The 17,264-nt window shown below is 51.6% G+C and carries 27 protein-coding genes; 21 read left to right on the top strand and 6 right to left on the bottom strand.

Translation table 11 applies throughout. From position 1 onward, the window contains the following. The first annotated feature begins 5 nt into the window (after window positions 1-5). The 15 genes from rplF to ACH1XZ_RS22795 all read left to right on the top strand — a co-directional run bounded on the left by rplF (window position 6) and on the right by ACH1XZ_RS22795 (window position 7,713). Window positions 6-539: a 50S ribosomal protein L6 gene (gene rplF / locus ACH1XZ_RS22865; RefSeq protein ID WP_035894984.1), complete on the top strand. Its 534-nt coding sequence runs from the start codon at window positions 6-8 to the stop codon at window positions 537-539. 9 nt (window positions 540-548) lie between these two features. Then, window positions 549-902 (top strand): 50S ribosomal protein L18, encoded by a 354-nt coding sequence (rplR, locus tag ACH1XZ_RS22860; RefSeq protein ID WP_000358960.1) that lies wholly within the window; start codon window positions 549-551, stop codon window positions 900-902. Window positions 903-916: 14 nt separating this feature from the next. After that, window positions 917-1,420, top strand: coding sequence for a 30S ribosomal protein S5 (rpsE, locus tag ACH1XZ_RS22855; protein ID WP_015962744.1), 504 nt, complete (start codon window positions 917-919; stop codon window positions 1,418-1,420). A gap of 3 nt (window positions 1,421-1,423) precedes the next feature. Next, window positions 1,424-1,603 (top strand): 50S ribosomal protein L30, encoded by a 180-nt coding sequence (rpmD, locus tag ACH1XZ_RS22850; RefSeq protein ID WP_003863301.1) that lies wholly within the window; start codon window positions 1,424-1,426, stop codon window positions 1,601-1,603. 3 nt (window positions 1,604-1,606) lie between these two features. Beyond that, window positions 1,607-2,041, top strand: coding sequence for a 50S ribosomal protein L15 (gene rplO, locus ACH1XZ_RS22845; RefSeq protein WP_035894986.1), 435 nt, complete (start codon window positions 1,607-1,609; stop codon window positions 2,039-2,041). Between the two features lie 7 nt (window positions 2,042-2,048). Further along, window positions 2,049-3,380 carry a preprotein translocase subunit SecY gene (secY, locus tag ACH1XZ_RS22840; protein WP_035894987.1) on the top strand — a complete coding sequence of 444 codons (1,332 nt, stop codon included), beginning with the start codon at window positions 2,049-2,051 and terminating at the stop codon, window positions 3,378-3,380. A 31-nt stretch (window positions 3,381-3,411) separates the two neighbouring features. Continuing rightward, complete coding sequence (gene rpmJ, locus ACH1XZ_RS22835; RefSeq protein WP_000868187.1) at window positions 3,412-3,528, top strand: 50S ribosomal protein L36; 117 nt, start codon at window positions 3,412-3,414, stop codon at window positions 3,526-3,528. A 146-nt stretch (window positions 3,529-3,674) separates the two neighbouring features. Next, window positions 3,675-4,031, top strand: coding sequence for a 30S ribosomal protein S13 (gene rpsM, locus ACH1XZ_RS22830; RefSeq protein ID WP_013364454.1), 357 nt, complete (start codon window positions 3,675-3,677; stop codon window positions 4,029-4,031). A gap of 16 nt (window positions 4,032-4,047) precedes the next feature. Next, window positions 4,048-4,437, top strand: coding sequence for a 30S ribosomal protein S11 (rpsK, locus tag ACH1XZ_RS22825; protein ID WP_001029758.1), 390 nt, complete (start codon window positions 4,048-4,050; stop codon window positions 4,435-4,437). A 33-nt stretch (window positions 4,438-4,470) separates the two neighbouring features. Further along, complete coding sequence (gene rpsD / locus ACH1XZ_RS22820) at window positions 4,471-5,091, top strand: 30S ribosomal protein S4 (RefSeq protein ID WP_395597275.1); 621 nt, start codon at window positions 4,471-4,473, stop codon at window positions 5,089-5,091. A 25-nt stretch (window positions 5,092-5,116) separates the two neighbouring features. Beyond that, entirely contained in the window at window positions 5,117-6,106 is a 990-nt protein-coding gene (locus tag ACH1XZ_RS22815; RefSeq protein ID WP_002919219.1) for a DNA-directed RNA polymerase subunit alpha, read from the top strand. A 40-nt stretch (window positions 6,107-6,146) separates the two neighbouring features. Further along, the gene (gene rplQ / locus ACH1XZ_RS22810) at window positions 6,147-6,533 is read left to right on the top strand and encodes a 50S ribosomal protein L17 (protein WP_035894993.1); all 387 of its coding nucleotides are present in this window, start codon (window positions 6,147-6,149) and stop codon (window positions 6,531-6,533) included. A 109-nt stretch (window positions 6,534-6,642) separates the two neighbouring features. Beyond that, window positions 6,643-7,011, top strand: a complete 369-nt coding sequence (locus ACH1XZ_RS22805; protein ID WP_395597274.1) for a DnaJ family domain-containing protein — start codon at window positions 6,643-6,645, stop codon at window positions 7,009-7,011. A gap of 2 nt (window positions 7,012-7,013) precedes the next feature. Next, window positions 7,014-7,427, top strand: a complete 414-nt coding sequence (gene zntR, locus ACH1XZ_RS22800) for a Zn(2+)-responsive transcriptional regulator (protein WP_035894995.1) — start codon at window positions 7,014-7,016, stop codon at window positions 7,425-7,427. A 70-nt stretch (window positions 7,428-7,497) separates the two neighbouring features. Further along, complete coding sequence (locus ACH1XZ_RS22795) at window positions 7,498-7,713, top strand: alternative ribosome-rescue factor A (protein WP_185668948.1); 216 nt, start codon at window positions 7,498-7,500, stop codon at window positions 7,711-7,713. Here ACH1XZ_RS22795 and mscL read toward each other — a convergent pair whose 3' ends face one another. The 5 genes from mscL to def form a co-directional block, all read right to left on the bottom strand. Further along, window positions 7,714-8,124, bottom strand: a complete 411-nt coding sequence (gene mscL / locus ACH1XZ_RS22790; RefSeq protein ID WP_035894999.1) for a large-conductance mechanosensitive channel protein MscL — start codon at window positions 8,122-8,124, stop codon at window positions 7,714-7,716. 148 nt (window positions 8,125-8,272) lie between these two features. Next, on the bottom strand, window positions 8,273-9,649 hold the full coding sequence (trkA, locus tag ACH1XZ_RS22785; RefSeq protein WP_395597273.1) for a Trk system potassium transporter TrkA: 1,377 nt from the start codon (window positions 9,647-9,649) through the stop codon (window positions 8,273-8,275). A 21-nt stretch (window positions 9,650-9,670) separates the two neighbouring features. After that, window positions 9,671-10,960: a 16S rRNA (cytosine(967)-C(5))-methyltransferase RsmB gene (gene rsmB, locus ACH1XZ_RS22780; RefSeq protein WP_395597272.1), complete on the bottom strand. Its 1,290-nt coding sequence runs from the start codon at window positions 10,958-10,960 to the stop codon at window positions 9,671-9,673. Between the two features lie 53 nt (window positions 10,961-11,013). Continuing rightward, window positions 11,014-11,961 carry a methionyl-tRNA formyltransferase gene (fmt, locus tag ACH1XZ_RS22775; RefSeq protein WP_395597271.1) on the bottom strand — a complete coding sequence of 316 codons (948 nt, stop codon included), beginning with the start codon at window positions 11,959-11,961 and terminating at the stop codon, window positions 11,014-11,016. Window positions 11,962-11,975: 14 nt separating this feature from the next. Beyond that, window positions 11,976-12,485 carry a peptide deformylase gene (def, locus tag ACH1XZ_RS22770; RefSeq protein ID WP_035895006.1) on the bottom strand — a complete coding sequence of 170 codons (510 nt, stop codon included), beginning with the start codon at window positions 12,483-12,485 and terminating at the stop codon, window positions 11,976-11,978. A 129-nt stretch (window positions 12,486-12,614) separates the two neighbouring features. Here def and dprA point away from each other — a divergent pair, with 129 nt between their 5' ends. Genes dprA through ACH1XZ_RS22740 form a run of 6 tightly spaced genes read left to right on the top strand, consistent with a single transcriptional unit; the run spans window position 12,615 to window position 16,406 of the window. After that, the gene (gene dprA, locus ACH1XZ_RS22765; RefSeq protein WP_395597270.1) at window positions 12,615-13,739 is read left to right on the top strand and encodes a DNA-protecting protein DprA; all 1,125 of its coding nucleotides are present in this window, start codon (window positions 12,615-12,617) and stop codon (window positions 13,737-13,739) included. Next, complete coding sequence (gene smg / locus ACH1XZ_RS22760; protein WP_395597269.1) at window positions 13,711-14,184, top strand: DUF494 family protein Smg; 474 nt, start codon at window positions 13,711-13,713, stop codon at window positions 14,182-14,184. The genes dprA and smg overlap by 29 nt, the downstream gene beginning before the upstream one ends. A 26-nt stretch (window positions 14,185-14,210) precedes the next feature. Continuing rightward, window positions 14,211-14,765: a DNA topoisomerase family protein gene (locus ACH1XZ_RS22755; RefSeq protein WP_395597268.1), complete on the top strand. Its 555-nt coding sequence runs from the start codon at window positions 14,211-14,213 to the stop codon at window positions 14,763-14,765. Then, window positions 14,758-15,330: an L-threonylcarbamoyladenylate synthase type 1 TsaC gene (gene tsaC, locus ACH1XZ_RS22750; protein ID WP_395597267.1), complete on the top strand. Its 573-nt coding sequence runs from the start codon at window positions 14,758-14,760 to the stop codon at window positions 15,328-15,330. Before ACH1XZ_RS22755 ends, tsaC begins: the two co-directional genes overlap by 8 nt. 3 nt (window positions 15,331-15,333) lie before the next feature. Further along, window positions 15,334-16,152, top strand: coding sequence for a shikimate dehydrogenase (gene aroE / locus ACH1XZ_RS22745; protein WP_395597266.1), 819 nt, complete (start codon window positions 15,334-15,336; stop codon window positions 16,150-16,152). Continuing rightward, window positions 16,149-16,406 (top strand): DUF1488 family protein, encoded by a 258-nt coding sequence (locus tag ACH1XZ_RS22740; protein WP_395597265.1) that lies wholly within the window; start codon window positions 16,149-16,151, stop codon window positions 16,404-16,406. Before aroE ends, ACH1XZ_RS22740 begins: the two co-directional genes overlap by 4 nt. On the opposite strand, the gene ACH1XZ_RS22735 is transcribed toward ACH1XZ_RS22740, so the two are convergent. Beyond that, window positions 16,382-16,936 (bottom strand): gamma carbonic anhydrase family protein, encoded by a 555-nt coding sequence (locus tag ACH1XZ_RS22735; RefSeq protein WP_395597264.1) that lies wholly within the window; start codon window positions 16,934-16,936, stop codon window positions 16,382-16,384. The two genes, ACH1XZ_RS22740 and ACH1XZ_RS22735, sit on opposite strands and share 25 nt — an antisense overlap. Between the last annotated feature and the right edge of the window lie 328 nt (window positions 16,937-17,264).

Here is a 17,264-nt window from a genome sequence, read left to right as displayed (position 1 = left end):
AAAAAATGTCTCGTGTTGCTAAAGCACCGGTCGTTGTTCCTGCCGGCGTTGATGTAAAAATCAACGGTCAGGTTATTACGATCAAAGGTAAAAACGGCGAGCTGACTCGTACTCTCAACGATGCTGTTGAAGTTAAACATGCAGATAATGCTCTGACCTTCGGTCCGCGTGATGGTTACGTAGATGGTTGGGCTCAGGCTGGTACCGCGCGTGCCCTGCTGAACTCAATGGTTATCGGTGTTACCGAAGGCTTCACTAAAAAGCTTCAGCTGGTTGGTGTAGGTTATCGTGCAGCGATCAAAGGGAATGCAGTAAACCTGTCTTTAGGTTTCTCTCACCCTGTTGAACATCAGCTGCCTGCAGGTATTACTGCTGAATGTCCGACTCAAACTGAAATCGTGCTGAAAGGCGCTGATAAGCAGGTGATCGGCCAGGTAGCAGCTGATCTGCGCGCCTACCGTCGTCCTGAGCCTTACAAAGGCAAGGGTGTTCGTTACGCCGACGAAGTCGTGCGTACCAAAGAGGCTAAGAAGAAGTAAGGTAACACTATGGATAAGAAATCTGCTCGTATCCGTCGTGCGACCCGCGCACGCCGCAAGCTCCAGGAGCTGGGTGCAACTCGCCTGGTGGTACATCGTACCCCGCGTCATATTTACGCACAGGTAATTGCACCAAACGGTTCCGAAGTTCTGGTAGCTGCTTCTACTGTAGAAAAAGCTATCGCGGAACAACTGAAGTACACCGGTAACAAAGACGCTGCAGCAGCTGTGGGTAAAGCTGTCGCTGAACGCGCTCTGGAAAAAGGCATCAAAGATGTGTCCTTTGACCGTTCCGGGTTCCAATATCATGGTCGTGTCCAGGCACTGGCAGATGCTGCCCGTGAAGCTGGCCTTCAGTTCTAAGGTAGAGGTGTAAGATGGCTCACATCGAAAAACAAGCTGGCGAACTGCAGGAAAAGCTGATCGCGGTAAACCGCGTATCTAAAACCGTAAAAGGTGGTCGTATTTTCTCCTTCACAGCTCTGACTGTAGTTGGTGATGGTAACGGTCGCGTTGGTTTTGGTTACGGTAAAGCGCGTGAAGTTCCAGCAGCGATCCAGAAAGCGATGGAAAAAGCCCGTCGCAATATGATTAACGTCGCGCTGAATACCGGCACCCTGCAGCACCCAGTTAAGGGTACTCACACGGGTTCTCGTGTATTCATGCAGCCGGCTTCTGAAGGTACCGGTATCATCGCCGGTGGTGCAATGCGCGCCGTCTTGGAAGTCGCTGGGGTTCGTAACGTTCTGGCTAAAGCGTATGGTTCCACTAACCCAATTAACGTGGTTCGTGCAACTATCGATGGTCTGGAAAATATGAAATCTCCGGAAATGGTCGCTGCCAAGCGTGGTAAATCCGTTGAAGAAATTCTGGGGAAATAAACCATGGCAAAGACTATTAAAATTACTCAAACCCGCAGTGCAATCGGTCGTCTGCCGAAACACAAGGCAACGCTGCTTGGCCTGGGTCTGCGTCGTATTGGTCACACCGTAGAACGCGAGGATACTCCTGCTGTTCGTGGTATGGTCAACGCGGTTTACTTCATGGTTAAAGTTGAGGAGTAAGAGATGCGTTTAAATACTCTGTCTCCGGCCGAAGGCTCTAAAAAGGCGGGTCGCCGTCTGGGTCGTGGTATCGGTTCTGGCCTCGGTAAAACCGGCGGTCGTGGTCACAAAGGTCAGAAGTCTCGTTCTGGCGGTGGCGTACGTCGTGGTTTCGAGGGTGGCCAGATGCCACTGTACCGTCGTCTGCCGAAATTCGGCTTCACTTCTCGCAAATCAGCGATTACAGCGGAAGTTCGTCTGTCTGACCTGGCGAAAGTGGAAGGCGGTATTGTTGACCTGAACACGCTGAAAGCAGCTAACATTATCGGTATTCAGATCGAGTTCGCGAAAGTGATCCTGTCTGGTGAGGTTTCTACCCCGGTAACTGTTCGTGGCCTGCGTGTTACTAAAGGCGCTCGTGCTGCTATCGAAGCTGCTGGCGGTAAAATCGAGGAATAAGTAGCAGATGGCTAAACAACCGGGATTAGATTTTCAAAGTGCCAAAGGTGGCTTAGGCGAGCTGAAACGCAGACTGCTGTTTGTAATCGGTGCGCTTATTGTGTTCCGTATTGGCTCTTTTATTCCGATCCCTGGTATTGATGCCGCTGTACTTGCCAAACTGCTTGAGCAACAGCGAGGCACCATCATTGAAATGTTCAACATGTTCTCTGGTGGTGCTCTCAGCCGTGCTTCTATCTTTGCCCTGGGTATCATGCCGTATATTTCGGCATCGATTATTATCCAGCTGCTGACGGTGGTTCATCCAACGCTGGCAGAAATTAAGAAAGAAGGGGAGTCTGGTCGTCGTAAGATCAGCCAGTACACCCGCTACGGTACTCTGGTGCTGGCGATATTCCAGTCGATCGGTATTGCTACCGGTCTGCCGAATATGCCTGGTATGCAGGGCCTGGTAATCAATCCAGGCTTTGCATTCTATTTCACCGCTGTTGTAAGTCTGGTTACAGGGACTATGTTCCTGATGTGGCTCGGCGAACAGATTACTGAGCGTGGTATCGGTAACGGTATCTCAATCATTATCTTCGCTGGTATCGTTGCGGGACTCCCGCCAGCCATTGCCCATACTATCGAGCAAGCGCGTCAAGGCGACCTGCACTTCCTCCTGTTGCTGTTGGTTGCAGTATTAGTGTTTGCAGTGACGTTCTTTGTTGTATTTGTTGAACGTGGTCAACGCCGCATTGTGGTAAACTACGCGAAACGTCAGCAAGGTCGTCGTGTCTATGCTGCACAGAGCACACATTTACCGCTGAAAGTGAATATGGCAGGGGTAATCCCAGCAATCTTCGCTTCCAGTATTATTCTGTTCCCTGCGACCATCGCGTCATGGTTCGGGGGCGGTACCGGTTGGAACTGGCTGACAACAATTTCGCTGTATTTGCAGCCTGGGCAACCGCTTTATGTGTTACTCTATGCGTCTGCAATCATCTTCTTCTGTTTCTTCTACACGGCGTTGGTCTTCAACCCGCGTGAAACAGCAGATAACCTGAAGAAGTCCGGTGCATTTGTACCAGGAATTCGTCCGGGAGAGCAAACGGCGAAGTATATCGATAAAGTAATGACTCGCCTGACTCTCGTTGGTGCGTTGTATATTACTTTTATCTGCCTGATCCCGGAGTTCATGCGTGATGCAATGAAAGTGCCGTTCTACTTCGGTGGGACATCGCTACTGATCGTTGTTGTCGTGATTATGGACTTTATGGCTCAAGTGCAAACTCTGATGATGTCAAGTCAGTACGAGTCTGCATTGAAGAAGGCGAACCTCAAAGGCTATAGCCGCTAAAAGGTCGCCCGAGAAGTTACGGAGAGTAAAAATGAAAGTTCGTGCTTCCGTCAAGAAATTATGCCGTAACTGCAAAATCGTTAAGCGTGATGGTGTCATCCGTGTGATTTGCAGCGCCGAGCCAAAGCATAAACAGCGCCAAGGCTGATTTATTCGCATATTTTTCTTGCAAAGTTGGGTTGAGCTGGCTAGATTAGCCAGCCAATCTTTTGTATGTCTGTACGTTTCCATTTGAGTATCCTGAAAACGGGCTTTTCAGCATGGTGCGTACATATTAAATAGTAGGAGTGCATAGTGGCCCGTATAGCAGGCATTAACATTCCTGATCAGAAACATGCTGTGATCGCGTTAACCTCGATCTATGGCGTCGGCAAGACCCGTTCTAAAGCCATCCTGGCTGCCGCGGGTATCGCTGAAAATGTTAAGATCAGTGAGCTGTCTGAAGGACAAATCGACACGCTGCGTGACGAAGTTGCCAAATTTGTCGTTGAAGGTGATCTGCGCCGTGAAATTAGCATGAGCATCAAGCGCCTGATGGATCTTGGTTGCTATCGCGGTTTGCGTCATCGTCGTGGTCTCCCGGTTCGCGGCCAGCGTACCAAGACCAACGCACGTACCCGTAAGGGTCCGCGCAAACCGATCAAGAAATAATCGGGGTGATTGAATAATGGCAAAGGCACCAGTTCGTGCACGTAAACGTGTAAGAAAACAAGTCTCTGATGGCGTGGCTCATATCCATGCTTCTTTTAACAACACCATCGTAACTATTACCGATCGTCAGGGTAATGCGCTGGGTTGGGCAACAGCCGGTGGTTCCGGTTTCCGTGGTTCGCGTAAATCAACTCCGTTTGCAGCTCAGGTTGCAGCAGAGCGTTGCGCTGACGCCGTTAAAGAATACGGCATCAAGAATCTGGAAGTTATGGTTAAAGGTCCGGGTCCAGGCCGCGAATCTACTATTCGTGCTCTGAACGCCGCTGGTTTCCGCATCACTAATATTACTGATGTGACTCCGATCCCTCATAACGGTTGTCGTCCGCCGAAGAAACGTCGCGTATAACGCTTCGTTTTCCAGGTTTGTTGGAGAAAGAAAATGGCAAGATATTTGGGTCCTAAGCTCAAGCTGAGCCGTCGTGAGGGCACCGACTTATTCCTTAAGTCTGGCGTTCGCGCGATCGATACCAAGTGTAAAATTGAACAAGCTCCTGGCCAGCACGGTGCGCGTAAACCGCGTCTGTCTGACTATGGTGTGCAGTTGCGTGAAAAGCAAAAAGTTCGTCGTACTTACGGCGTGCTGGAGCGTCAGTTCCGTAACTATTACAAAGAAGCAGCACGTCTGAAAGGCAACACCGGTGAAAACCTGTTGGCTCTGCTGGAAGGTCGTCTGGACAACGTAGTTTACCGTATGGGCTTTGGCGCAACTCGTGCCGAGTCACGCCAGTTGGTTAGCCACAAAGCAATCATGGTAAACGGTCGTGTTGTTAACATCGCTTCTTATCAGGTTAAAGCGAATGACGTTGTTAGCATTCGTGAGAAAGCGAAAAAGCAATCTCGCGTTAAAGCCGCTCTGGAGCTGGCTGAACAGCGTGAAAAGCCAACCTGGCTGGAAGTTGATGCTGCTAAGATGGAAGGTACGTTCAAGCGTCAGCCTGAGCGTTCTGATCTGTCTGCGGACATTAACGAACACCTGATCGTCGAGCTTTACTCCAAGTAAAGCTTAGTACCAAAGAGAGGACACAATGCAGGGTTCTGTGACAGAGTTTCTAAAACCGCGCCTGGTAGATATCGAGCAAGTGAGTTCGACGCACGCCAAGGTGACCCTTGAGCCTTTAGAGCGTGGCTTTGGCCATACTCTGGGTAACGCACTGCGCCGTATTCTGCTCTCATCGATGCCGGGTTGCGCGGTGACCGAGGTTGAGATTGATGGTGTACTTCATGAGTACAGCACCAAAGAAGGCGTTCAGGAAGATATCCTTGAAATCCTGCTCAACCTGAAAGGGCTGGCGGTGAGAGTTCAGGGTAAAGATGAAGTTATTCTTACCTTGAATAAATCTGGCATTGGCCCTGTGACTGCAGCCGATATCACCCATGATGGTGATGTCGAAATCGTCAAGCCGCAGCACGTGATCTGCCACCTGACCGATGAGAACGCAGCTATCAGCATGCGTATCAAAGTTCAGCGCGGTCGTGGTTATGTGCCGGCTTCTGCCCGAATTCATTCGGAAGAAGATGAGCGCCCAATCGGCCGTCTGCTGGTCGACGCATGCTACAGCCCTGTAGAGCGTATTGCCTACAATGTTGAAGCAGCGCGTGTAGAACAGCGTACCGACCTGGACAAGCTGGTCATCGAAATGGAAACCAACGGCACAATCGATCCTGAAGAGGCGATTCGTCGTGCGGCAACCATCCTGGCAGAACAACTGGAAGCTTTCGTTGACTTACGTGATGTACGTCAGCCGGAAGTGAAAGAAGAGAAACCAGAATTCGATCCGATCCTGCTGCGCCCTGTTGACGATCTGGAATTGACTGTCCGCTCTGCTAACTGCCTCAAGGCAGAAGCTATCCACTATATCGGTGATCTGGTACAGCGTACCGAGGTTGAGCTTCTTAAGACGCCTAACCTGGGTAAAAAATCTCTTACTGAGATTAAAGACGTGCTGGCTTCACGTGGTCTGTCTCTGGGCATGCGCCTGGAAAACTGGCCACCAGCAAGCATTGCTGACGAGTAACCGGATCACAGGTTAAGGTTTTACTGAGAAGGATAAGGTCATGCGCCATCGTAAGAGTGGTCGTCAACTGAACCGCAACAGCAGCCATCGCCAGGCTATGTTCCGCAACATGGCAGGTTCACTGGTTCGTCATGAAATCATCAAGACGACCCTGCCTAAAGCGAAAGAACTGCGTCGCGTAGTTGAGCCGCTGATTACTCTTGCCAAGACTGATAGCGTTGCTAATCGTCGTCTGGCATTCGCCCGTACTCGTGATAACGAGATCGTGGCAAAACTGTTTAACGAACTGGGCCCGCGTTTCGCGAGCCGCACCGGTGGTTACACTCGCATTCTGAAGTGTGGCTTCCGTGCAGGCGACAACGCGCCGATGGCTTACATCGAGCTGGTTGATCGTTCAGAATCGAAAGCAGAAGCAGCTGCAGAGTAATCTGTAGTAAAATAAAAAAACCCGCCTCGGCGGGTTTTTTTATATCCTCGCTACCCCCACCCTTCTACAATAGTCGTATCTTTTCTGTTCATTTCTCCGGAGAGGTTGTATGTGGTTACTGGATCAATGGGCCGAACGTCATATTACCGATGCACAGCGCAAAGGTGAGTTTGATAATTTGCCTGGCCAGGGTGAACCACTGGCGCTTGACGATGATTCCGCTGTCCCCGAAGCGTTACGATCTGGCTACCGATTGCTGAAGAATGCCGGATGCTTACCTCCAGAACTTGAGCAGCGTAAGCAGGCCGTTGAATTGGCGGATTTGCTGAAGGGTATTCGTCGGGAAGATGCGCGCTACCAGGAATTGAGCCGTCGGCTAGCGCTGATGGAGCTGAAGTTGCAGCAGGCAGGATTAAGCACTGATTTTCTACGTGGTGACTATGCCGATAAGCTGATGAGTAAAATAAACGAGGAGTAGCTATGTACCGGATTGGTGAGTTGTCGAAACTGGCTGGCGTGACGCCGGACACCGTGCGTTATTATGAAAAACAGCAGATGATGAGCCATGATATTCGTACTGAAGGTGGCTTTCGTCTTTATACAGCGGACGATCTTCAGCGCCTGAAGTTTATCCGCTATGCCCGACAGCTGGGGTTCACTCTTGAATCGATCCGTGAACTGCTCTCGATCCGCGTGGATCCTGCACATCATACCTGCCAGGAGTCGAAAGGGATCGTGCAGGCCCGTTTAAGTGAAGTCGAGTCACGTATTGAAGAGCTGCAAGCGATGCAGCGTGCGCTGAAACAGCTGAATGATGCCTGCTGTGGAACTGCACATAGCAGCCAGCACTGTTCTATCCTTGGCATTCTTGAAGAGGGTGCGGGTGCATCGTAAAATGCGAGTTGAGTGTTTGCATAATTGGGACTACACTCGCCGCGTAATAAACACACAATCAGGAGATGTTATGAGCCGCTATCAACATACGAAGGGGCAGATTAAAGACAATGCCATCGAAGCCCTATTACATGACCCACTGTTTCGTCAGCGCGTAGAGAAAAATAAGAAAGGGAAAGGTAGCTATCTGCGGAAAGAAAAACACGGTAAGGGGTATGGACGGGAGGCCAGTGGCAAACAAGCGATGCGCTTTTTTACCACTGGCTTTCTGCTTTCTGCGGCCTGATTAAGAACGGTTGTTCTGTTCTTTCAGCAGGTCACGAATTTCAGACAGCAGCACTTCTTCTTTGCTTGGTGCAGGAGCGGCAGCTGGCTCCTCCTTCTTACGGTTAAGCTTGTTGATAAGCTTAATTGCCATAAAGATGGCGAAGGCAACAATTACAAAATCGAAAATGTTCTGAATGAATACGCCGTAGTGCATGACCACTGCCGGCACATCGCCCTGCGCGTCGCGCAGTGTTACCGCGAACTGTTTGAAATCAATCCCACCAATTAACAGCCCGAGTGGTGGCATGATGATGTCCGCAACTAAGGACGATACAATCTTGCCAAACGCTGCACCAATAATGACACCCACTGCCAAATCGACAACATTTCCTCGCATCGCGAATTCGCGAAACTCTTTAATAATGCTCATTTTATTCTCCCTTGTGCTAGCTAACGTTTATAAGTTTAACAAATGTTTATCTAATTTCCATTGGGGATAATAAATATGCTGGTATTAATTAACCCTTAAATAATAGAAGGTTAATAAAAAAGGCGCTCTGTTGAGCGCCTTTGCGGAATTAGAGGAAGAAGGGGCTTGGCTGGAACAGACGTTCCACATCCGAAATATATTTTTTATCGGTCAGGAACATTATCACATGATCGCCTTGTTCAATGCGTAAATTGTCATTAGCAATCATCACATCATTTCCACGAACGACCGCACCGATAATAGTGCCTGGCGGAAGCTTAATTTCATCAATAACACGGCCAACCACGCGTGAAGTGCTTTCATCACCGTGCGCCACGGCTTCAATGGCTTCGGCAACCCCGCGGCGCAGAGATGACACGCCGACGATATCGGCTTTACGCACATGGCTCAGCAGGGCTGAGATCGTGGCCTGTTGAGGGGAGATCGCAATATCGATAACGCTGCCCTGAACAAGATCAACATAGGCTTTCCGCTGGATCAATACCATGACCTTTTTCGCACCCATCCGCTTGGCCAGCATCGCAGACATGATATTCGCTTCATCATCGTTGGTGACGGCAATAAACAGATCAACTTGATCAATGTGCTCTTCCGCCAGCAGCTCTTGATCCGACGCATCGCCAAAGAAAACGATCGTATTCTGCAGTTTCTCAGCAAGCTCTGCCGCACGTTGTTGATTACGTTCAATCAACTTCACGCTGTAATCTTTTTCCAGCTGGCGCGCCAGACCTGCACCGATGTTCCCGCCCCCGACCAGCATAATGCGCTTGTACGGTTTCTCCAGACGCTGAAGCTCGCTCATTACCGCCCGAATATGCTGTGATGCGGCAATAAAGAAGACCTCATCCCCAGCTTCAACGATCGTTGAGCCCTGCGGGCGGATTGGACGATCGTGGCGGAAAATGGCCGCAACGCGAGTATCGATATGTGGCATATGTTCACGCATGGTCGAGAGAGCATTACCGACCAGCGGCCCACCGTAATAGGCCTTAACCACCGCGAGACTCACTTTACCTTCGGCGAAGTTCACCACTTGCAGCGCGCCCGGATATTCAATCAGGCGGTAAATATTGTCGATAACCAGCTGCTCTGGCGCAATCAGGTGATCGATAGGCACGGCGTCGCTGTGAAACAGTTTGTCCGCATCGCGCACGTAGTCTGGAGAACGGATACGGGCGATACGGTTTGGTGTGTTAAACAGTGAGTAGGCGACCTGGCAGGCCACCATGTTGGTTTCGTCCGAGCTGGTGACCGCGACGAGCATATCGGCATCATCGGCACCTGCTTCACGCAGCACTCGAGGATGGGAGGCATGGCCCTGGACAACGCGCAGATCAAACTTATCCTGCAGGCTGCGCAAACGCTCGCCGTTAGTATCGACAATCGTGATGTCGTTATTTTCCCCGACCAGGTTTTCCGCCAGCGTGCCACCAACCTGTCCGGCACCCAGAATGATAATTTTCATCAGTTGCGACCCGTTATCTCATCACTTCTTGATTAGCTTAGCGTAGAAGAAGCCATCGCCTTCTTCCGCACCCGGTAGATTTTGTTGGCCAGGTAACTCAGGCGTACCTGTTTCGCTCAACGTTGCATTTGGTGTGCGGGCCAGGAATGCCGCAATCTGCTGCTGGTTCTCTTCCGGTAAAATAGAGCAGGTCGCATAAACCAGCGTACCGCCCGGCTTCAGGTGAGCCCAGGTGGCGTTGAGAATTTCAGCCTGCAGCTGAGCCAGCTCAGGGATATCGCGATCGCGGCGCAGCCACTTGATGTCAGGGTGGCGACGGATTACCCCGGTGGCAGAGCATGGCGCATCCAACAGGATGCGGTCGAACAACTGCTCGTCGCACCATTGCTCTGGATAACGGCCATCGCCCTGTTTAACGGTAGCTTTCATGCCAAGACGCTTGAGGTTGTCGTAAACGCGTGACAGACGCTTTTCATCAACATCAACGGCCAGCACGTCAGCCTGTGGTGCGACCTCCAGAATATGGGTGGTCTTGCCCCCAGGCGCGCAGCACAGGTCGAGGATCTGTTCACCGTTCTCCGGCTGTAGATAGCGCATGCAACCCTGAGCGGATGCATCCTGTACGGTAACCCAGCCCTGCTCGAAGCCTGGTAAAGCTAATACCGACGCAGGCGTTTCCAGCCGTACGGCATCCGGATAGTCCGGGTGCGGGAAACCGGTCATGCCGGCTTCGGTGAGTAATGCTAACCAAGCATCGCGGGTATGGTGATTACGGTTAACGCGCAGCCACATCGGTGGACGTTGGTTATTGGCCTCAAGAATGGCTTCCCACTGCTGCGGATAGGCATTCTTGATGCGTTTGACCAGCCAGGAAGGGTGCAGGAAGCGAAGTTCGCTTTGCGAAAACTCAGAAAGCAGCTCTTCCTGACGACGTTGAAACTGACGTAATACTCCGTTGATCAGTCCCTTAAGCTGCGGACGTTTGATAACCACGGCGCCTTCAACGGTTTCGGCCAGCGCAGCGTGCGGTGGAATACGGGTATGCAGTAACTGATAGAAGCCGACCATAATCAGGTAGTGAACGGTGCGCTGTTTGCCCGTCATTGGGCGTTCCATCAGTTGCTGGATCATCCACTCAAGCTGAGAGAGCGTACGAAGCACGCCGAAGCAAAGCTCCTGCAGCAGTGCTTTGTCTTTGTCGGCAACTTTCTGCTGCAATGCGGGCAGCACGTTGCTCAACGACTGTCCCTTTTCGACGACCTGTTCTACGGCCTGAGCCGCCATACTGCGTAAATTAAAATGTTTTTTCATAACCGCAAAAATAAAAATGCCCGGAGACTCCGGGCTTTAAAAGGTATGAACCGTCAGAGTAGACGGTTGCCGGGTACAAACCATTCCCGACGTGAGTTCAGCAGATCCTGCGCGCTCATCGCCTTCTTACCCGCAGGTTGCAGCGAGATAAGGTTTAGTATCCCATCGCCAGTCGCGACCTGAATCCCCTGGCGTGTGGCTTCGAGGATGGTGCCTGGCTCAGCTCCCGCCGGTTTATCAATCACCGTTGCTTGCCAGATTTTCACCGGCTGCTCATCAATGACGATGTAGCTCATTGGCCACGGATTGAAGGCACGGATGCAGCGCTCGAGCTGCGCGGCGCTGAGCGTCCAGTCAACAAGTGCTTCTTCTTTGCTGAGCTTCTCGGCATAGCTGACCAGCGTTTCATCCTGAACTTCAGGCTTTGCAGTACCCGTCGCTAGTAGATGCAGCGTATGGAGTAAGCCCTGAGGACCCAGTTCTGCCAGTTTGTTGTAAAGGCTCGCACTGGTATCTTCAGCAGTAATTGGGCAAGAGAGCTTATGCAGCATATCACCCGTATCCAGGCCAACATCCATCTGCATAATGGTCACACCGGTTTCCGTATCACCTGCCCACAGCGAACGCTGAATAGGCGCGGCGCCGCGCCAGCGTGGCAGCAGAGAACCGTGAACGTTGATGCAGCCAAGGCGCGGCATAGCCAGTACGGCTTTTGGCAGGATAAGCCCATAGGCGACCACGACCATCAGGTCAGCTTGCAGGTCTGATACCAGCTTCTGGTTTTCTTCAGGGCGCAGCGAGACCGGCTGGAATACCGGAATGCCTTTCTCTTCGGCCAATACTTTAACCGGGCTCGGCATCAGCTTCTTACCGCGACCGGCAGGGCGGTCTGGCTGGGTAAATACGCCAACGACCTGGTGCCCAGACGACAACAGCGCGTCAAGATGACGCGCTGCAAAGTCAGGGGTACCCGCAAAAATAATACGTAGTGAATCTGACACGTTAATCCTTATCCTTAGGCACGCGCGTTCAGGCGATCCAGTTTCTCAACTTTCTGACGAATACGTTGCTGTTTTAACGGAGAAAGATAATCGATAAACAGCTTACCGACCAGGTGGTCCATCTCGTGCTGAATACAGATAGCCAGCAGGCCGTCAGCCTCGAGCTCAAACGGGTTGCCATTGCGGTCGAGAGCGCGAATTTTTACGCGTTCGGCACGTGGCACCAGCGCACGCTGTTCTGGGATGGACAGGCAACCTTCTTCAATCCCGGTATCGCCATCTTTTTCCAACAGCTCAGGGTTGATTAGCACCAACTGTTCGTCACGATTTTCAGAAACATCGATAACGATGATGCGTTGATGGATATCCACCTGCGTTGCCGCGAGACCAATACCTTCCTCGGCGTACATTGTCTCGAACATATCGTCGACAATTCGCTGAATTTCTTCATTCACTTCTTTTACCGGAGCAGCGACTTTGCGAAGACGCTCGTCCGGGATATGTAACACTTGCAAAACTGCCATAAATATCCAGAGTTCTGTTCAGGAGTAGGAAAGATTATTACCTCTATTCTAGACAAAACCCCCTCTAATTGACAGCATCACTGACCAATCGCAAGGATTGCTGGTGCCGCATGTGGCAAGGGGGAAAGGATGTCGCCAGAAGAGATAGCCTTCCGGCTGGTGAAGGTAAATGATTTATACGGCGATGAGATGCTGCAGGTCATGTGTGCGCTTCGCCAGGCACGCGAAATTACCCGTCAGACGCTTCATCTGTTGGGGTTAAGTGTCAAACAGACTGAACGCTTTTTCTCTTTAACCTCAGCGGATATGACGTCAGCCGTCGCGTGGCTCGCAACGCCGGGCAACCATTTGCTGTTTGCGGATTCTCCCTATTATCCTGCTCCGCTTCGCGCTATCCGTGATTATCCTGCGGTACTGTGCGTGCGGGGGAGTCTGGCGCTGCTCAGCACACCCCAGCTTGCCGTCGTCGGCAGTCGTCAGCATTCGCATTATGGCGAACGGTGGGGGCGTTATTTTTGTGAGGCGTTGGCACATCTTGGGGTCACTATTACAAGTGGTCTTGCATTGGGTATCGACGGTGTTGCACATCGAAGTGCCTTACTAGCTGACGGTAAAACGGTCGCGGTCCTCGGGAGCGGACTGAATCACATTTACCCTCATCGACACAGGGCGCTTGCCGATAATATTGTTGAGCGCGGGGGGGCGCTGGTGTCAGAGTTCTCGCTGAACGCCACGCCTGCTCCTTACAACTTTCCTCGTCGCAATCGGATTATTAGCGGGCTAAGCCGCGGCGTATTGGTGGTGGAAGCGGCGTTGCGCAGTGGTTCATTGGTTACCGCGCGATGCGCTCTGGAGCAGGGGCGAGAGGTTTATGCGCTCCCTGGGCCGCTGGGTAACCCGGGCATGGAAGGGCCGCATTGGCTTATCAAGCAGGGCGCCATAGCTGTAACGGAAACTGAGGATTTTCTGGCGCTTTTTCCCGAATTAAACAGACATATGCCCGATAAGCCAGAAATGATAAATAATTGCACAGATAAGGAATGTGTAGCATTGCCATTTCCTGAGCTCCTGGCTAACGTAGGAGATGAGGTAACACCTGTTGACGTCGTCGCTGAACGTGCCGGCCAACCTGTGCCAGTAACCGTGGCTCAGCTACTTGAACTGGAGTTAGCAGGGTGGATCGCAGCTGTACCCGGCGGCTATGTCCGATTAAGGAGGGCAGGCCATGTTCGACGTACTAATGTATTTGTTTGAGACCTACATCCATACCGAAACAGACATGCGCGTAGATCAGGACAAACTCACTCGGGATCTCTCCGATGCAGGGTTCGAACGTGAAGACATCTTCAACGCGCTGATATGGCTGGAAAAGCTCGCCGACTATCAGGAAGGCCTCGTAGAACCGATGCAGCTTGCGTCCGATCCTCTCTCCGTGCGTATTTTTACCGAGGAAGAGAGCCAACGACTGGATGCCAGCTGCCGGGGATTCCTGTTATTCCTTGAGCAGATTCAGGTGCTGAACCTCGAAACGCGGGAAATGGTTATTGAACGCGTCATGGCGTTAGATACAGCCGAATTTGAACTAGAAGAGCTGAAATGGGTCATTTTGATGGTCTTATTCAATCTTCCGGGCTGCGAAAACGCCTATCAACAAATGGAAGAATTACTCTTCGAGACGAATGAAGGTATGCTGCATTAATTCATTTTGTGGCATCAAGAGTTGTTATGGTCAAATCAGCACTGTTTACGGTGCCTAAACACGAGCCCTGCCCACAGTGCGGGGCCGAACTGGTCATACGGTCCGGTAAACACGGGCCGTTTCTTGGCTGTTCCCATTATCCGGAATGCGATTACGTTCGTCCCCTGAAAAGTCAGGCGGACGGACATATCGTCAAAATTCTGGAGGGGCAGTCTTGTCCTAAGTGTGGCGCCGTGCTGGTGTTGCGCCAGGGGCGTTTTGGCATGTTCATCGGGTGCAGTCAGTATCCTGAATGTGATCACACAGAGGTTATTGATAAGCCAGATGAAACGGCCATCGTCTGTCCCGCGTGCCAACAAGGTCACCTGGTGCAGCGCCGTTCTCGTTATGGCAAAAACTTCCATTCCTGCGATCGCTATCCGGATTGTCAGTTTGTCATTAACTTCACACCGGTAGCGGGGGAATGCCCCGAGTGCCATTACCCGCTGCTTATCGAAAAGAAAACGGCGCAGGGCGTAAAACGCTTTTGTGCCAGTAAACAATGTGGAAAGCCGGTACCGGCGAAACAAATCAGTGAATAAAAACCTGCCATCAGAGGCCGTACAGCGTGCGGTTGTAGCTCTGAATAATAAAGAAGTCATCGCTTATCCAACTGAAGCCGTATTTGGCGTCGGTTGCGATCCCGATAGTGAAGAAGCCGTCATGAGCCTGCTGGCGCTGAAACAGCGCCCGGTAGATAAAGGTCTCATCCTTATTGCTGCAAGCTTCGAACAACTTAAACCTTATATTGATGACAGCATGCTGACCGATGAGCAGCGCGCCACCGTGTTTGCGCGCTGGCCAGGTCCGGTGACCTTCGTTTTCCCAGCGAAATCAACCACGCCAGACTGGCTGACCGGTCGCTTTAGCTCGTTGGCCGTTCGCGTCACGGATCACCCGGTGGTGATTGCACTCTGCGAGGCTTACGGTAAACCGTTGGTTTCTACCAGCGCCAATCTGACGGGGCAGCCACCGTGCCGAACAACCGCAGAAGTGCTTGCGCAGTTTGGCGATAACTTCCCGGTGGTTGATGCGCCAACGGGTGGCCGTCTCAATCCATCTGAAATCCTTGATGCCCTGACGGGCGAACGTTTCCGCCAGGGGTAAACCGTGGAAAGCTACGTTGTTTTTGGTAACCCGATAGCGCACAGCAAGTCGCCATTCATTCATCAGCAGTTTGCTGAACAGCTGAGCATTACTCACCCTTACGGGCGCATGTTGGCACCGCTGGATGGTTTCGTTGAAATCCTGGAAACCTTTTTCCAGCAGGGGGGAAAAGGGGCAAATGTCACCGTTCCTTTTAAAGAGGAGGCGTTTGCCCGCGCAGATGAATTGACGGAGCGTGCAGCGCTGGCGGGAGCGGTCAACACCCTTAAGCGTCTTGATGACGGGCGCATTCTTGGGGATAACACCGACGGGATTGGTCTGTTGAGCGACCTTGAACGACTGAGGCTGATTAAACCGGGCTATCGCGTGCTGCTTATTGGTGCTGGTGGTGCCGCCCGTGGCGTGCTACTCCCACTACTCTCTTTAGACTGCAATGTGACCATTACCAACCGTACGCATGCCCGGGCGCAGACGCTAGCCGAGCTATTCTGCCATACGGGCAGTGTGAGCGCGCAGGCGATGTCTGAACTTTCAGGGCATGAGTTTGACCTTATTATTAATGCCACCTCCAGCGGTATCGGCGGGGAGACGCCGCCCATCCCTGCTTCGCTGATTAATAGCCATGTTTGCTGTTATGACATGTTCTATCAGAAAGGAGATACAGCCTTTCTGGCATGGTGTGTTCAGCACGGTGCAAAACGCTATGCCGACGGGCTAGGCATGCTGGTGGGGCAAGCGGCGCATGCCGTTTTACTGTGGCACGGTATTCTGCCAAACGTTGAGCCGGTCATTGCTTCTCTTAAGCGCGAGTTGGGCGTATGAATCAGGCTATTCAGTTTCCCGAGCGAGAGGAATGGCGAGAGGATCTACAGGCGGTCTGCTTCCCGGCGCTGGTAAATGGTATGCAGCTCATGTGTGCACTCAGGGCCGATGCCCTGACGCACCGATTTGGTGGAGAGCAACCCCAACAGTGGTTATCGTTATTTCGTGAGAATCGCTGGGATCTGGAAGAAGAAGCCAGCGACCTTATTCGTGAGCAGCAGGAAGACAATCACGGCTGGGTTTGGTTGTCCTGATCCAGATAGTCGTTTTTCCACTTCACATAGTTATTGGCCGAATAGCGTAGCCCTTCGAGTTCGGCCTCTTTCAACGGACGGATCTGCTTAACTGGGCTTCCCAGATAAAGATAGCCACTCTCCAGGCGCTTATGCTGTGGAACCAGGCTACCGGCGCCAATCATCACATCGTTTTCTACTACTACACCATCAAGCAATATAGAACCCATCCCCACGAGTACGCGGTTACCGATAGTGCAGCCGTGTAGCATGACCTTATGTCCGACCGTGACATCCTCGCCAACGATCAGCGGGTTTCCTTCTGGGTTTTTCGCTGATTTATGCGTGACGTGAAGGACGCTGCCATCCTGGATATTGCTGCGCGCACCAATCTGAATGTAGTTAACGTCACCGCGTGCAGCTACCAGTGGCCAGATGCTGACATCATCGGCTAAACGAACGTCGCCAACGATAACGCTGGAATCGTCGATCATCACGCGATCGCCGATGACGGGGAATAAATCTTTATAGCGGCGTAAAACGGCAGACATGTTTACCTCTTTAAAACGGTGTCATAATGAGATTTCTTCCCATTATCGACCCAATCTGCGTGTTTCTCATCTCAAAATTTAAGCAAATTGCGCACTTACAGCGCAAAAAGTGTGAAAAAGCGACACTTAGAAAAAAAAGTGAGAAAAGGGGTTGTGTGAAAAACAAAGTTCCCTATAATGCGCACCCACTGAGACGGCAAACGTGAATTACTTCACACTAACTAGCCGGTTCAGTTGAAGAGAAAAACCTGAAAATGAGGGTTGACTCTGAAAGAGGAAAGCGTAATATACGCCACCTCGCAACAGTGAGCGAAAGCCGTGTTGCACT

The organism is Kluyvera chengduensis, from assembly GCF_044197065.1.
Lineage (GTDB): Bacteria > Pseudomonadota > Gammaproteobacteria > Enterobacterales > Enterobacteriaceae > Kluyvera > Kluyvera ascorbata_C.
The sequence above is the reverse complement of the archived record's forward strand: the minus strand, read 5'-3'. Positions and strand labels throughout refer to the sequence as shown.

Coding starts and splice junctions, on each gene's coding strand:
- ACH1XZ_RS22795 (WP_185668948.1), top strand. CDS start 7,498: ATGAGCCGCTATCAACATACGAAGGGGCAGATTAAAGACAATGCCATC.
- rpsD (WP_395597275.1), top strand. CDS start 4,471: ATGGCAAGATATTTGGGTCCTAAGCTCAAGCTGAGCCGTCGTGAGGGC.
- ACH1XZ_RS22805 (WP_395597274.1), top strand. CDS start 6,643: ATGTGGTTACTGGATCAATGGGCCGAACGTCATATTACCGATGCACAG.
- rpsK (WP_001029758.1), top strand. CDS start 4,048: ATGGCAAAGGCACCAGTTCGTGCACGTAAACGTGTAAGAAAACAAGTC.
- secY (WP_035894987.1), top strand. CDS start 2,049: ATGGCTAAACAACCGGGATTAGATTTTCAAAGTGCCAAAGGTGGCTTA.
- zntR (WP_035894995.1), top strand. CDS start 7,014: ATGTACCGGATTGGTGAGTTGTCGAAACTGGCTGGCGTGACGCCGGAC.
- trkA (WP_395597273.1), bottom strand. CDS start 9,649: ATGAAAATTATCATTCTGGGTGCCGGACAGGTTGGTGGCACGCTGGCG.
- dprA (WP_395597270.1), top strand. CDS start 12,615: ATGTCGCCAGAAGAGATAGCCTTCCGGCTGGTGAAGGTAAATGATTTA.
- rplO (WP_035894986.1), top strand. CDS start 1,607: ATGCGTTTAAATACTCTGTCTCCGGCCGAAGGCTCTAAAAAGGCGGGT.
- rplQ (WP_035894993.1), top strand. CDS start 6,147: ATGCGCCATCGTAAGAGTGGTCGTCAACTGAACCGCAACAGCAGCCAT.
- ACH1XZ_RS22740 (WP_395597265.1), top strand. CDS start 16,149: ATGAATCAGGCTATTCAGTTTCCCGAGCGAGAGGAATGGCGAGAGGAT.
- ACH1XZ_RS22815 (WP_002919219.1), top strand. CDS start 5,117: ATGCAGGGTTCTGTGACAGAGTTTCTAAAACCGCGCCTGGTAGATATC.
- ACH1XZ_RS22755 (WP_395597268.1), top strand. CDS start 14,211: ATGGTCAAATCAGCACTGTTTACGGTGCCTAAACACGAGCCCTGCCCA.
- ACH1XZ_RS22735 (WP_395597264.1), bottom strand. CDS start 16,936: ATGTCTGCCGTTTTACGCCGCTATAAAGATTTATTCCCCGTCATCGGC.
- rpsE (WP_015962744.1), top strand. CDS start 917: ATGGCTCACATCGAAAAACAAGCTGGCGAACTGCAGGAAAAGCTGATC.
- def (WP_035895006.1), bottom strand. CDS start 12,485: ATGGCAGTTTTGCAAGTGTTACATATCCCGGACGAGCGTCTTCGCAAA.
- rplR (WP_000358960.1), top strand. CDS start 549: ATGGATAAGAAATCTGCTCGTATCCGTCGTGCGACCCGCGCACGCCGC.
- rpmJ (WP_000868187.1), top strand. CDS start 3,412: ATGAAAGTTCGTGCTTCCGTCAAGAAATTATGCCGTAACTGCAAAATC.
- smg (WP_395597269.1), top strand. CDS start 13,711: ATGTTCGACGTACTAATGTATTTGTTTGAGACCTACATCCATACCGAA.
- rsmB (WP_395597272.1), bottom strand. CDS start 10,960: ATGAAAAAACATTTTAATTTACGCAGTATGGCGGCTCAGGCCGTAGAA.
- rpmD (WP_003863301.1), top strand. CDS start 1,424: ATGGCAAAGACTATTAAAATTACTCAAACCCGCAGTGCAATCGGTCGT.
- mscL (WP_035894999.1), bottom strand. CDS start 8,124: ATGAGCATTATTAAAGAGTTTCGCGAATTCGCGATGCGAGGAAATGTT.
- rplF (WP_035894984.1), top strand. CDS start 6: ATGTCTCGTGTTGCTAAAGCACCGGTCGTTGTTCCTGCCGGCGTTGAT.